The following is a 13,057-nucleotide window of genomic DNA, read 5'->3' on the forward strand; positions in this document are numbered from 1 at the left end:
TTTCTTCTCGCGGGGGCTGCGCCCCCGCCCCGCCGAGCGAAGCTCGGCGGGGCCCCACCCCTGCTCGCCGGGCCCCTTGCGCCGCCGCGAGCGGCTTCGCCGCAAGCGCGGCGTCGCCCCGGCGGGCTCGCTTCGCTCGCCTGGTCGCGAGCATCGAGCGGGCTCAGCGCCCGAGGCGCGCGAGCAGCTTGCCCCAGATGCCGCCGAAGGCGCCGTTCGACATGGCGACCGCGACGTCGCCGGGGCGCGCGTCGGCCGCGATGGCCTCGACCAGGGGATCCACCGCGTCGAACACGCGCGCGGGCAGCCCGTGCGCCGCGAGCGCGCGCACCACCGCGTCCACGTCCAGCCGCTCCGCCTCCGGGACGCGGTCGGTCGGGGCCGGGCGCAGGACGAACACCTCGGCCGCGCCGGACCAGGTGGCCGGATCGGAGTAGTCGGCCTGGTGCAGGTTGCGGCGGCTGGTGTTCGAGCGCGGCTCGAACGCGGCCAGCATGCGGGCCCCGGGGAAGCTCCCCCGCACCGCCGCCAGCGTCTTCCTCACCGCGCGCGGGTGGTGCGCGAAGTCGTCGATCACCGTCACCCCGCCCGCCGTGCCGCGCACCTCCTGGCGGCGGCGCACGCCGTGGAACGCGCCCAGCCCGGCGGCGATCTCGGCGGGGGAGAGCCCGAGCGCGGTGGCCGCGGCGGCCACCCCGAGCGCGTTCTCCACGTTGTGCGCCCCGCCCACCGGCAGGTGGACCTCGGCGAGCGGCGCGCCCCTGCGCACCAGCGTGAAGCGGGCGCCGTCGGGCCCGAGCGACAGGCCGCGCGCCTCCCAGTCGGCGCCGGCGACGTCCACGCCGTACGTCTCGATCCGGCACCGCGCCCGGGCGGAGATGCGGCGCACGCTCTCGTACGCGGCGCAGGCCGCCAGGAAGCCGTCCGGCGGGAGCAGGTCGGCGAACCGCTCGAACGCCGACTCGTAGTGCGCCTCGTCCCGGTAGATGTCGGCGTGGTCCAGCTCGCAGCTCGTGAAGATCGCGGTGCGCGGGCGGTAGTGGAGGAACTTCGGGCCCTTGTCGAAGTAGGCGGTGTCGTACTCGTCGCCCTCGACCACGAAGTGCGGGCCGCTCCCCAGGCGGAAGTTCGAGTCGAAGTCGCGGGTCACGCCGCCGACCAGGAACGACGGATCGCGGCCGGCGTGGTGCAGCACGAAGCCCATCATGGCGGAGGTGGTGGTCTTGCCGTGCGTGCCCACCACCACCACGCCGTGGCGGGGCCCGATGAACAGCTCGCCCAGCGCCGCCGGGAAGGAGACGTGCGGCAGGCCCCGCTCGCGCACCGCCGCCGCCTCCGCGTTCACCGAGCGCACCACGTTGCCCACCACCACCAGGTCGGGCCGGGCGCGGTCGAGGTTCGCGGCCGCGTACGGCGTCATCGCCTCGATGCCCCAGCGCTCGAGCTGGGTGGACATGGGCGGGTAGACGTTCTCGTCCGAGCCCGTGACCTGGTAGCCGGCGGCCTTCAGCATGCCCGCGAACGAGCCCATGCCGGTGCCCGCCACGCCGATGAGGTGGATGCGCTTCACGCTCTTCCAGTCGATCACGTTCGCTCCGGTGCCGCTTCGGCCGCGCGCGCGGGCGCGGGGCGGCGGCGAGATGCAGGGCCTACCCGATCCCCAGCGCCTCCGCCACCGCGTCGTGGAAGCGCTGCCGGAAGGCGCGGATCCGCGGCCGGTCGCTCTGGCCGGAGGGGTGGACGTGGTTCGTGAGCAGCGCGCACACCAGGCGGGCGTCGCGGTCGATCCAGAGCGAGGTCCCGGTGAACCCGAGGTGGCCGAGCGCGCCGCGCGGCCCTCGCCCGAGCCGGCCGCCCAGGGACGAGGCGCCGCGGCTGGGCGTGTCCCAGCCCAGGGCCCGCTCGCTGCCGGGGGTCGGATCCCGCTCGGCGAAGGCGGCGGCGGCGCCCGCCGGCACCACCGAGGGGCGGCCCTCCAGCGCGTCCAGCCAGGCCTGGCCCAGCGCCGCCACCTCGGGCGCGGTGGAGAACACGCCCGCGTGGCCGGCGGCGCCGCCCATGGCCCAGGCGTTGTCGTCGTTCACCTCGCCCTGCAGCGCCGCCGCGCCGCGCCGCGGGCACGCGCCGGTCGGGACGAAGGCGCGCCCGGCGGACCGGGCGGCCGCGGCGGCCGGATCGAGGCCGTCGAGGAAGAACGTGGCGCCGAGCCCGAGCGGCCGGAACACCCGGCGCTCGGCGAGCGCGGCGAGCGGCGCGCCCCCGAGCGCCTCGACGAGCAGCCCGAGCGCGATGAACCCGGGGTCGCAGTAGACGGCGCGCGCGCCGGGCGCGGCCTCGAGCGGCTCCGCCAGCACCGCCGCGCGGACGAGCGCGCGCCCGCGCGCGAGCGGGCCGGTCAGCGCGGCCGGCGGGGGGCGGCGCCCCGGAGGCAGGAACGCGGCGCCCGCCAGCGGATCCCCGGCGGCGCGCTCGAAGTACGGCCGCCAGCTGGGCAGGCCGCTCGAGTGCGCGAGCAGGTGGCGCGCGGTGACCGCGGCCTTCCCGCCGGCCTCGAACCCCGGGAGCCGGGCGGCCACCGGCGCGTCGAGGTCGAGCGCGCCCTCCTCCACGAGCTGCGCGGCGAGCGTGGCGGTCGCGATGACCTTGGTGAGCGAGGCCACGTCGAACAGGTCGTCGCGGCGCAGCGCGCGCGGGGCCGGCCCGGGCAGCTCGCCGTGCCAGCTCGCGTGGACCAGCCGCCCGTCGCGGAGCACCGCCGCAGAGAGCGCCGGCGCGACGCGCTCGCGCGCGCCCGCGTCCAGCACGGCCGCGACCGGCGGGAGCGCGGCGCTCACCGGGCGGCGCCCTCGCCTTCGCGGGCCCACCAGCCGTCGAACAGCAGCCGCGGCGCGCCCTCCTCGCCGGGACCGGGCGCGACCAGCGTCGCCCGCGCGCCGAGCGGGACCGAGAAGTTCGCGTCCTCGTGCCCCACCGGGAAGCCCTCCGCCACCGGCACCCCCAGGCCCGCGACCAGCTCCCGGACCACGTCGGCGCCGCGCACCCCCGCGGCGTCACATTCCGTGAAATGGCCGAGCGCCACCCCCGCCACCCCGTCCAGCGCGCCGGCCAGCCGGAGCTGCGTCAGGTAGCGATCCAGGCGGTACGGCTTCTCGCCGACGTCCTCGAGCAGGAGCAGCGCGCCGTCCAGCCGCGGCGCGAACGGCGTGCCGCACAGGTGCGCCAGCAGGGTCAGCGAGCCGCCGAGCAGCGGCCCCGCCGCGCGGCCCGCCCTCACCGTGGCCGTCCCGGGCAGCCCGGCGCCCGCCGCCGGTGGCGCCCACGGATCCGGGCGCGGCGCCCCTCCCAGCAACAGGGCCTCGAGCTGCGCGACCGCGGCCTCCGGCGCCCGGCCGAGCTGCGTCAGCACCGGGCCGTGGACGGTGGCGAGGCCGGCGCGGTTGAGCGCCGCGTGGAGCGCGCACACGTCGGAGAAGCCCACCAGCACCTTGGGCCGCTCGAGCAGCGGCGCCGGGTCCACCTCGGGCAGCAGCCGGCTCGCGCCGAACCCGCCGCGCGCGCAGAAGATCGCCCGCGCGTCCGGGTCCGCGACCGCCTCGCGCCACTCCTCCAGCCGCCGGGCGTCGTCGCCGGCCAGGTAGCGCGCCCGCGCCCCCAGGTCGGCGCGCATGCGCGGCTCGAGCCCGAGCCGGTCGCGGAGGACGGCCACGCCGCGGGCGAGCAGCTCCGGCTCGAAGGGGCTCGACGGCGCGATGACGCGGACGAGGTCGCCGCGGCGCAGCAGCGGGGGGAGGCGCACGGCGCGGAGGATAACCGCGCGGCCGGTGGGGGTCGAGGCGGCGTCCCCGCCAAGGCGGGAGGCGCTCGCCGGCGGCGGCCCCCGTGTCACCGTCCGTGCAGTCGGGCGGGCCGCCTCGCGGCGTGGGACCCACCGGGGGACACGCTGCCGGAGCGCCCTGGAAGCATGATCCTTCGTTCGGCCACCGGCGCCCGGCGCCGGGGGCTGCGACGAAAACCCGCGGGGCTCGCCTGTCCGTCTGCTAATGTCGAGGGTCCGACTCGATCTCCGAAGCCCCCACGCCGCGCCGGGCCCCCCTCCCGGCGCGCGACGTCCGGCCCGACCGGCGAAAAGGAGCCCGTGATGAGCTCGAAGAAGACGCAGCTCGAAGGTGAGGTCTTCTACCCCTCCGCCGAGGTGGCCACGCAGGCGCGCGTGCCGGACTGGGCCGCGCTGGCGAAGCGCGCCGACGAGGACCTGGAGGGCTTCTGGGCCGCCGAGGCCGAGGAGCTCGAGTGGTACCGGAAGTGGGACAAGGTCCTCGACGCCTCCGAGAAGCCGTTCTACCGGTGGTTCAAGGGCGCGCAGACCAACATCGTCCACAACTGCCTGGACCGCCACCAGCGCACCTGGCGCAAGAACAAGCTCTCGCTGGTGTGGGTGGGCGAGAAGGGCGAGGTCCGCACCTACTCGTACTTCGCGCTGAACCGCGACGTGTCCAAGTTCGCGAACGTCCTGAAGGCCATGGGCGTGAAGAAGGGCGACCGCGTCACCATCTACATGCCCCGCATCCCCGAGATCGTGATCGCCATGCTGGCGGCCGCGAAGATCGGCGCGATCCACTCGGTGGTGTACGGCGGGTTCTCGGTGGACGCGCTGCAGGGCCGCATCGAGGACTCGGAGTCGAAGGTCGTGATCACCGCCGACGGCGGGTTCATGAACGGGAAGATCGTCGAGCTGAAGAAGACGGTGGACGACGCCGTCCGGCGCTGCCCGACGGTCGAGACCGTGATCGTGGTCCAGCGCACCGCGCACGAGGTCCGCATGGAGGCGGGCCGCGACTACTGGTACCACGAGCTGATGAAGCTCCCCCTCGCCGCGGGCGTCTGCCCGACCGAGGTGATGGACGCCACCGACCCGCTCTACATCCTCTACACCTCCGGCACCACCGGGAAGCCGAAGGGGCTCATCCACGGCCACGGCGGCTACCAGGTCGGCATCTACTCCACGCTCAAGTACGTCTTCGACATCAAGGACGAGGACCGCTACTGGTGCGCGGCGGATCCGGGCTGGGTCACCGGCCACAGCTACATCGTGTACGGGCCGCTGCTCATGGGCGCGACCACGTTCATGTACGAGGGCGCGCCGACCTACCCGTACCCGAACCGCTGGTGGTCGCTGGTCGAGAAGTACGGCATCACCATCCTCTACACCGCGCCCACCGCCATCCGCGGGCTGATGCGCTTCGGCGAGTCGTGGCCGAACCGCCACGACCTCTCCACGCTCCGGCTGCTCGGCTCGGTGGGCGAGCCCATCAACCCCGAGGCGTGGAAGTGGTACCACCGCGTCATCGGCAAGGGCCGCTGCCCGGTGATGGACACGTGGTGGCAGACCGAGACCGGCATGTTCATGATCACGCCGGTCCCGACGCTCCCGCTGAAGCCCGGCTCGGCGGCGAAGCCGTTCTTCGGCCAGCAGGTCTCGATCCTCGACGACAACGGCAAGGCGGTGCCCGACGGCGAGGAGGGGTTCCTGGTGCTGGAGCGGCCCTGGCCGGCGATGGCCATGACCGTCTACAAGGACCCTGAACGGTTCGTGAAGACCTACTGGGAGAAGTACCCGGGCCGCTACATGGCCGGGGACGCCGCCAAGCGCGACGCCGACGGCTACTACTGGGTCATCGGCCGCACCGACGACGTCATCAAGGTCTCCGGCTACCGCCTCGGCACCGCCGAGATCGAGAGCGCGCTGGTGTCGCACCCGGCCATCGCCGAGGCGGCGGTGATCGGGCTGCCGCACGAGGTGAAGGGGCAGGCCATCCACTGCTACTGCCTGCTGCGCCAGGGCTTCAAGCCCAGCCCCGAGCTGGAGGACGAGGTGAAGCAGCACGTGGCGCAGCACCTCGGGCCCATCGTGCGGCCGGAGAAGGTGACGTTCGTGGACTCGCTGCCCAAGACGCGCTCCGGCAAGATCATGCGGCGCGTGCTCAAGGCGCGCGCCCAGGGGCTCCCCGAGGGCGACGTCTCCACGCTGGAGGAGTGATCGCCTCCTCCCCGCCCGCTCCCCGCGCGAAAAGGGAACGGGCGGGGCGGCGCGCTTTCGGCGATACTCGCCGCCCGATGCAGACCGACCTGCCCCTCTGGAGGCGACCGCGCACCCGCCTCTACGCGCTCACCGCGCTGCTGTGGGTGATGATGCTGGGGGTGGTGGCGCTGGCCTGGCCGGTGCTGCTCCCGTTCACGCTGGCCGGGCTCGCCGCCTACGTCATCGACCCGGTCATCGCCGGGATCGCGCGCCAGCGCGTGGCCGGGCGGCCCGTCCCGCGCGTGGCGGCGGTGCTGGTCGTGTACGCGGTGCTGGCCACGCTCGTCTGGATCGCCGCGGTCTCGATCCTCCCGGCGGTCTACCGCGAGGCGATCCGCGCCCTGCTCGAGCTCCGGGACTTCCTCGCCTCGATCACGCCGGAGCGGGTGCAGGAGTGGACGCGCGCCATCGACGCGTTCCTGCAGCGCTACGGGATCCCGCTCGACGTCACGCCCTCGACCGGCGGGCTCGACACGCCCGGCGGGCGGTTCTCGGTGGACCTCGCCGCGGGGATGGCGAGCGCGCTGCACGACCTGACGCTCGCGCTGCGGGGCCGCGTCAGCGACGTGGTGGCGTTCTCGCGCGCCATCCTGGCCGGCACGATCCAGACGCTGTTCTTCGTGGTGCTGCTGTTCATGCTGACCGCGTTCATCTCGATGGACGCGCCCCGCATCCTGCGCTGGTTCGAGACGGTGGTCCCCTCGCACTGGCGCGCCGACCTGCGCCGGCTGCGCGCCGGGATCGACGCCGGCCTCTCCGGCGTGGTGCGCGGGCAGCTCACCATCATGGTGGTGAACGGCGTCCTCACGCTCATCGGCCTGCTGGTGCTGAAGGTGCCGTTCGCGTTCGCGCTCGGCTTCCTCGCCTTCGTCCTCTACATCGTGCCCATCTTCGGCACGATCCTGTCCTCCGTCCCCATCGTGCTCCTGGCGCTCACCGGCGGCGGGCCCACCAAGGCGCTGCTCGCGCTCGGCTGGATCACGGTGGTCCACGCGCTCGAGGCGTACGTCCTCAACCCGAAGATCATGGGCGACGCGGCCCGGATCCACCCGGTGCTCATCGTGCTGGCGCTGGTGGTGGGCGAGCGCAGCTTCGGGATCGTGGGCGCGCTGCTGGCGGTGCCGGTGGCGAGCGTGGTGGTCGCGGTCTTCCGCTTCCTGCACCGGAAGCAGGTCGAGCTGGACGAGCGCGCCGCCGTCCCGGTCGTCCAGAGCGTCTCCGCAGCGCCGGGACCGGCCCCGTCAACGCCGGACCAGAAAGGGAGCCCCACATGAAGCCGATCCGCATCGCCCTCCTCGCCGCCCTGGTGCTGGCCACCGCGGCGCGCGCCGAGGACAAGAAGCCGGCCGCGCCCGCGGCCAAGCCGGCCCCGGCCGCGAAGGCGCCGGCCGACACCGACCGCGCGCTGTACTCGGTCGGCCTGGCGGTGGCCAAGAGCCTGGACGTGTTCTCGCTGCAGCCGGGCGAGCTCGAGAAGGTGATCCAGGGCATCCGCGACGGCGCCGCCGGCAAGCCGAAGTTCCAGCTCGACGAGAAGTCGCAGCAGCAGGTGAACGAGCTGGCGCGCTCGCGCATGTCGGTCACCGCCGAGCGCGAGAAGACCAAGGGCGCCGGCTACCTCGACAAGATGGCGAAGGAGAAGGGCGCCATCAAGACCGCCTCCGGCGCGGTCGTGATCCCGGAGAAGCAGGGCACCGGCGCCACCCCCACCGCCACCGACAAGGTGAAGGTGCACTACGAGGGCAAGCTGGTGGACGGGACGGTGTTCGACTCCTCCCGCAAGCGCAACGAGCCGGCCGAGTTCCCGCTGAACGGCGTCATCAAGTGCTGGACCGAGGCGCTGCAGAAGATGAAGGTCGGCGGCAAGGCCAAGGTGGTCTGCCCGGCCGCCATCGCCTACGGCGAGCAGGGCCGCCCGCCGGTCATCCCCGGCAACGCCGTCCTGACGTTCGACGTCGAGCTGCTCGACATCGTGAAGTAGCGTCCTCGCGGCGCCGCCCGTCCCCTCGCGGGCGGGCGGCGGCCGCGCAGGCGGGCTTGCGACCCGGCCCGGCGGCGCATACACAGCGCGGCATGACCGACGACCTCGTCCTGTACGGCAACAAGGGCTGGACCAGCCCCTACGTCTTCTCCGCCTTCGTCACGCTGAAGGAGAAGGGGCTCCCCTTCCGCATGGAGGTGCTCGACCTGCAGGCGGGGCAGCACCGCCGGCCCGAGTACACCGAGCCCTCCTCCACCGGGCGCGTCCCGGCGCTCCGCCACGGCGACTTCTGGGTGGCGGAGTCCTCCGCCATCGACGAGTACCTGGAGGAGGTCTTCCCCCCGCCCGCCCATGCGCGGCTCTACCCCGCCGACCCGCGGCAGCGCGCCCGCGTCCGCATGGTGCAGGCGTTCGTGCGCAGCGACGTCCTCGAGGTGAGGATGGAGCGCTCCACGGCGACGCTGTTCGAGGGCGCGGCGGCGAAGCCGCTCACCCCCGCCGGCCGGGCCGCGGCCGAGCGGCTCGTGGCGGTGGCCGGCCGGTTCCTGGCGCCCGGCGCGGAGCACGTGGCCGGCGAGTTCACCATCGCGGACGCGGACCTCGCGCTGCTGCTGCAGCGGCTGGTCCACAACGGCGACCCCTGTCCGGAGCGGCTCGCGGTCTACGCGCAGCGGGTGTTCCAGCGCCCGTCCGTGCGCGAGTGGCTGAAGCAGACCGCCTGGCGCGACCGGTAGCGGGGGCCCCGGCCCCGGCTTCGCCCTCCCCGCCGCCCGCCCGCCGTGGCACCATGGGCGGCGGGAGGGCCTCCATGTCCGACGATCCCCGCGCCACCGCCACCCTGCTCGCCCGCTTCCGCACCGCCCTGCTCGCCACCCGTGGCGAGGACGGGCACCTGCGCTGCCGACCCATGGCCATGCGCCACGAGGTGCGCGGGGAGGAGATCTGGTTCGCCACCGCGCCGGACTCGACCAAGTGCCGCGACCTCGAGCACGACCCGCGCTGCGCGCTCGTCTTCTTCGACCCGCAGGACGGCACCACCGTCACCGTGTCGGGCGCCGGCGAGGTGATCCGCGACCGCAAGCTCATGACCGAGCTGTGGGATCCCTCGTGGACGCGCTGGTTCCCGGCCGGCCCGGATCCGCGCGAGGTGGCGCTGCTGCGCGTGATCCCGGAGCACGTCGAGCGGCACGACGGCACGACCGGACGGCTGCAGGTGCTGTTCACCGCGCCGCCGCGCAAGCGCGCGCCCGCCCGCGGCAAGGGCGGCTAGCGGCGTCGGCCGCGCGGCTACGCCTCGACGGCCCGCTTCAGCCCGGACGCGAGGTCGTTGAGCGCCTTGGCCTCGGTCGCCACGGCGTGCGTGGTGCTCATGGTCTCCTGGGTGGCCAGGTAGATCTCGTTCATCGCCTTCAGCACCTGGTCGATCCCGTGGTCCTGCTGCTGCGCCACCGCCGCGATCTCCTGCGCGGCCTGCGACGAGTCGCGCAGCGCCGAGGCGAGGCGCCGGATGGTGTCCCCGGTGCCGCTCGCCACCTGCGCCCCCTGCTCGGCGCGCCGGATCCCCACCTCGGCAGCGGTCATGGCGGCCAGCATCGCCTTGTGCACCTCGGCCAGGATGGCGCGCACCTGGCCCGAGGCGCGCTTCGCGTCCTCGGCGTGCTGCCGCATCTCGCCGGCGACCTCGCGGAACCCGTCGGCGCCCGCGCCGGCCCGCTGCGCCACCTGCCCGGCCTGATCGGCGAGCCGCTGCGAGCGCTCGGCCACGAACCCGACCACCGACGAGATCTCGAACACGTCGCGCATGCGCCCGTTCAGCGCCTCGATGCGCTGCGAGAGCCCGCGCACCTCGTCCGCCAGCTTCGCCAGCTCGCCGATGCCCGTCTCCACCGCCTGCAGCCCGTCGGAGGAGGCGCGCTCGCCCTGGCGCGCCAGGCCGATCACCGTCTCGGCGGTGAGCGCCGCGCGGGTGGCGGTCTGGCCGAGCTGGCCCATGGTGGCGGTGGTCTCCCGCACCGAGGCGGCGGTCTCGGCCGTCATGGACGAGAAGGACGAGACGGTCGAGAGCAGCGACTGCGCGGCGGTGAACAGCTCGGAGGCGGTCTTCAGGAAGCCGTCGCGGCGCACCGACTCGATGGCGACGAGCTGGTCCTGCCGCTGGCCGGCGAAGCTCGCGAGCACGCCCAGGAAGAACGGCGCGGTGAAGATGATCCAGAGCAGCGGGGTGCCGCCGATGGCGCGGACCATCCCGGCGGCGCTGAGCCCGTACTCGGGCCGGCTGGCCGCCTCGACCACCGTGCCGGCGACGGGGAACAGGACGCCGAACAGCGCGCCCCACAGGGCATAGGTGGTGGCGTGGCTGCGGGTGCGCATCGGCGGAATCCCTCCCGGATCCGCGCGATTGTGCACCAGGCGGGAGGCGCCCGCCAGATCGCCGCGCCGCCCGGCGGCCTAGCCGCGGGTGGCGGCCCGCAGCGACGCGGCCAGCGCCTCCAGCTCGCGCGCCTCGCGCGCCACGTGCTGCGTGGACGTCACGGTCTCGTCGGTCGCGAGCGCGATCTGGTTCATGGCCTTGAGGGCCAGCTCGATGCCGCCCTCCTGCTGCTGCGCCACCCGCGCGATCTCCCGGGCCGCGCGCGCCGACTCGTGCAGCGTGGCGGAGAGCCCGCGCACCTCCTCGACGAGCCCGCGCAGCTCGACGCCCGGCGCCTCCGCCTGCCGCAGCCCCTCCTCGCCGGCGCGCTCCGAGCGCAGCGCCAGGCCGATCACGGCCTCGGCGGTGAGCGCCGCCGAGGAGGCGGTCTGCGAGAGCTGGTTGATGGCGGTGGTGGTGGCGCGGACCGACGCCGCGGTCTCGGTGGTGGTGCGCGTGATGTCCCGGACGTCGGCCAGCAGCGCCTGCGCGGCGTGGGCCAGCTCCGACGCGGTCCGCTCGAAGCTCTCGCGGCGCCCCTGCTCGAGCCGCACGATCTCGCGGCTCCGGAGCACCAGCTCGTCGCTCTGCCGGACCAGCTCCTCGTGCTGGCGGACGATCACCCGTCCGAGGCCGCCCAGCACGAACGGGGTGGTGTCCATGATCCACAGGAGCGGCTGCCCGAGGTGCGCGCGCAGCAGCGCCCCCGGCGCCAGGCTCCCCAGGTGCGTCAGCGCCTCGATCACCGTGGCGACCAGCGGCAGGCCCACGCCCGCCAGCGCACCGTACCAGTCGTACCGGAACTTCCGCTCCATCCGCTCCACCTCGCCTCCACCTCGCCGCCGCGGGACGCGGGGATTCTGCCCCCGCGGCGGCCCGGCCGCCACCACCGCGGTGCGCGCGCCGCGGCGGGGGTGCGGCGGCCGATCCCGGGCGCGGCGCGGCGCCCCGGGTGGTAGGCTCCGCTCCTCGCGACCCCGTCCGGAGGAGCACTCGACGTGAACATGCCCGCCGTCCTCGCCGCGCTCGCGGCCACCGCCGCCCCGCCGGCCGGGGCCCCCTTCCCGCCGCCGCTGGACAGCTACACGGGCGAGGAGGGGCTGTCGCTGTGGGGGGTGCTGCTCCACCGCGCGCAGGCCGAGCCGCTCAACGCGGTCGCGACGGCGCTGTTCCTGCTCGCCATCGTCCACACGTTCCTGGCCCCGCGGTTCCTCGCCGCCTCGCACCGGCTGCGCGAGCGGGTGGAGGCGGCCCAGGGTCCCGGCGCGCACAGCGGCAAGGTGGAGGTGCTCCACTTCCTGGGCGAGGTCGAGGCGGTGTTCGGGATCTGGGTGCTGCCGCTCATGATCGCCATCACCGTCGCGAAGGGCTCGAGGACGGCCGAGGCGTTCCTCGGCGGCGTGAACTTCACCGAGCCGCTGTTCGTGGTGGTGGTGATGGCCCTCTCCTCCACCCGGCCGGTGCTGTCGTTCGCCGAGGCGCTGATGGGGCGGGTCGCGCAGCTCGGCGGCGGGACCCCGTTCGCGTGGTGGCTCTCGACGCTCACGCTCGGCCCGCTGCTCGGCTCGCTCATCACCGAGCCCGCCGCCATGATCATCTGCGCGCTCCTGCTCGGCCGGCGCGTGCTCGACCTCGATCCCACCCGCCGGCTCCGCTACGCCACGCTGGGCCTGCTGTTCGTGAACGTCTCGGTGGGCGGGACGCTGACGCACTTCGCCGCGCCGCCGGTGCTGATGGTCGCGGGCCGCTTCGGCTGGGACACGCCGCACATGCTCGCGAACTTCGGCTGGAAGGCGGCGGTCGCCATCGCCGTCTCCAACCTGCTCTACGCGGCGGTGTTCCGGAAGGACCTGCAGGCGCTCGCGGCCCGCGCCGAGGCCCAGGCCGCCGCGCGCGACGCGGGGGCGCGGCCGGACGAGCCCGCCCCGCGATCCCCGGCCTGGATCGTGGTGGCGCACCTCCTCCTGCTCGCGCTGGTCGTGAAGGCGGCGCACACGCCGCCGGTGTTCGTGGGGCTGTTCCTGTTCTTCATGGCGTTCCACACCGCCACCGCCCCGCACCAGCAGCCGCTCGACCTGCGCGCGCCCATCCTGGTCGGCTTCTTCCTGGCCGGCCTGGTGGTGCACGGGGCGCTGCAGCAGTGGTGGATCGCGCCGGTGCTGGGGCGCCTCGACCCGCTCTCGCTGCTGTTCGGCGCGGCGGGCCTGACCGCGTTCAACGACAACGCCGCCATCACCTACCTGGCCTCGCTGGTGCCGACGTTCGACGCGGCGGCGCGCTACGCGGTGGTGGCCGGCGCGGTCGCGGGCGGCGGCCTCACCGTGATCGCGAACGCGCCCAACCCGGCCGGCCAGGCCGCGCTGGCGCGCTACTTCCCGGACGGCGTGAAGCCCGCCTCGCTCGCGGCCGCGGCGCTCGCGCCCACCGCCGTCGTGCTCGCCTGCTTCCTGTGGCTCTAGCGGCGAGCGAGGCGAGCCCGCCGGGGCGCCGCCGCGACCGCCGCGGCGCCGCCCGCGGCGGTGCACGGGACCCGGCGAGCAAGGCGCGGCCCCGCGGAGCTCCGCTCCGTGGGGCGGGGCGCAGCCCC

Annotated in this window: 11 protein-coding genes; 6 read left to right on the forward strand and 5 right to left on the reverse strand. The window is 74.9% G+C overall.

The window, feature by feature from the left end; all coding sequences use genetic code 11:
• Positions 1 to 163: 163 nt before the first annotated feature.
• From murC to ANAEK_RS17520, 3 genes are all read right to left on the reverse strand, one after another.
• Complete coding sequence (murC, locus tag ANAEK_RS17510; protein WP_012527460.1) at positions 164 to 1,588, reverse strand: UDP-N-acetylmuramate--L-alanine ligase; 1,425 nt, start codon at positions 1,586 to 1,588, stop codon at positions 164 to 166.
• A 61-nt stretch (positions 1,589 to 1,649) separates the two neighbouring features.
• Entirely contained in the window at positions 1,650 to 2,834 is a 1,185-nt protein-coding gene (locus ANAEK_RS17515; RefSeq protein ID WP_012527461.1) for a serine hydrolase, read from the reverse strand.
• Positions 2,831 to 3,796: an LD-carboxypeptidase gene (locus ANAEK_RS17520; protein WP_012527462.1), complete on the reverse strand. Its 966-nt coding sequence runs from the start codon at positions 3,794 to 3,796 to the stop codon at positions 2,831 to 2,833. Before ANAEK_RS17520 ends, ANAEK_RS17515 begins: the two co-directional genes overlap by 4 nt.
• A gap of 342 nt (positions 3,797 to 4,138) precedes the next feature.
• Here ANAEK_RS17520 and acs point away from each other — a divergent pair, with 342 nt between their 5' ends.
• The 5 genes from acs to ANAEK_RS17545 all read left to right on the forward strand — a co-directional run bounded on the left by acs (position 4,139) and on the right by ANAEK_RS17545 (position 9,330).
• Complete coding sequence (acs, locus tag ANAEK_RS17525) at positions 4,139 to 6,037, forward strand: acetate--CoA ligase (protein ID WP_012527463.1); 1,899 nt, start codon at positions 4,139 to 4,141, stop codon at positions 6,035 to 6,037.
• A 77-nt stretch (positions 6,038 to 6,114) separates the two neighbouring features.
• Positions 6,115 to 7,353 carry an AI-2E family transporter gene (locus ANAEK_RS17530; protein WP_012527464.1) on the forward strand — a complete coding sequence of 413 codons (1,239 nt, stop codon included), beginning with the start codon at positions 6,115 to 6,117 and terminating at the stop codon, positions 7,351 to 7,353.
• On the forward strand, positions 7,350 to 8,060 hold the full coding sequence (locus tag ANAEK_RS17535; protein ID WP_012527465.1) for an FKBP-type peptidyl-prolyl cis-trans isomerase: 711 nt from the start codon (positions 7,350 to 7,352) through the stop codon (positions 8,058 to 8,060). The genes ANAEK_RS17530 and ANAEK_RS17535 overlap by 4 nt, the downstream gene beginning before the upstream one ends.
• Before the next feature lie 92 nt (positions 8,061 to 8,152).
• Positions 8,153 to 8,794 carry a glutathione transferase gene (gene yfcF / locus ANAEK_RS17540; RefSeq protein WP_012527466.1) on the forward strand — a complete coding sequence of 214 codons (642 nt, stop codon included), beginning with the start codon at positions 8,153 to 8,155 and terminating at the stop codon, positions 8,792 to 8,794.
• A gap of 74 nt (positions 8,795 to 8,868) precedes the next feature.
• The gene (locus tag ANAEK_RS17545; RefSeq protein ID WP_012527467.1) at positions 8,869 to 9,330 is read left to right on the forward strand and encodes a pyridoxamine 5'-phosphate oxidase family protein; all 462 of its coding nucleotides are present in this window, start codon (positions 8,869 to 8,871) and stop codon (positions 9,328 to 9,330) included.
• Between the two features lie 17 nt (positions 9,331 to 9,347).
• Here the strand turns inward: ANAEK_RS17545 and ANAEK_RS17550 are convergent, their stop codons facing one another.
• The gene (locus ANAEK_RS17550; protein WP_012527468.1) at positions 9,348 to 10,430 is read right to left on the reverse strand and encodes a methyl-accepting chemotaxis protein; all 1,083 of its coding nucleotides are present in this window, start codon (positions 10,428 to 10,430) and stop codon (positions 9,348 to 9,350) included.
• Between the two features lie 78 nt (positions 10,431 to 10,508).
• The gene (locus ANAEK_RS17555; protein ID WP_012527469.1) at positions 10,509 to 11,285 is read right to left on the reverse strand and encodes a methyl-accepting chemotaxis protein; all 777 of its coding nucleotides are present in this window, start codon (positions 11,283 to 11,285) and stop codon (positions 10,509 to 10,511) included.
• Between the two features lie 189 nt (positions 11,286 to 11,474).
• Here ANAEK_RS17555 and ANAEK_RS17560 point away from each other — a divergent pair, with 189 nt between their 5' ends.
• Complete coding sequence (locus ANAEK_RS17560; RefSeq protein WP_232288455.1) at positions 11,475 to 12,929, forward strand: putative Na+/H+ antiporter; 1,455 nt, start codon at positions 11,475 to 11,477, stop codon at positions 12,927 to 12,929.
• The last annotated feature ends 128 nt before the right edge of the window (positions 12,930 to 13,057 follow it).

Source organism: Anaeromyxobacter sp. K, assembly GCF_000020805.1.
Classification (GTDB): Bacteria; Myxococcota; Myxococcia; order Myxococcales; family Anaeromyxobacteraceae; genus Anaeromyxobacter; species Anaeromyxobacter dehalogenans.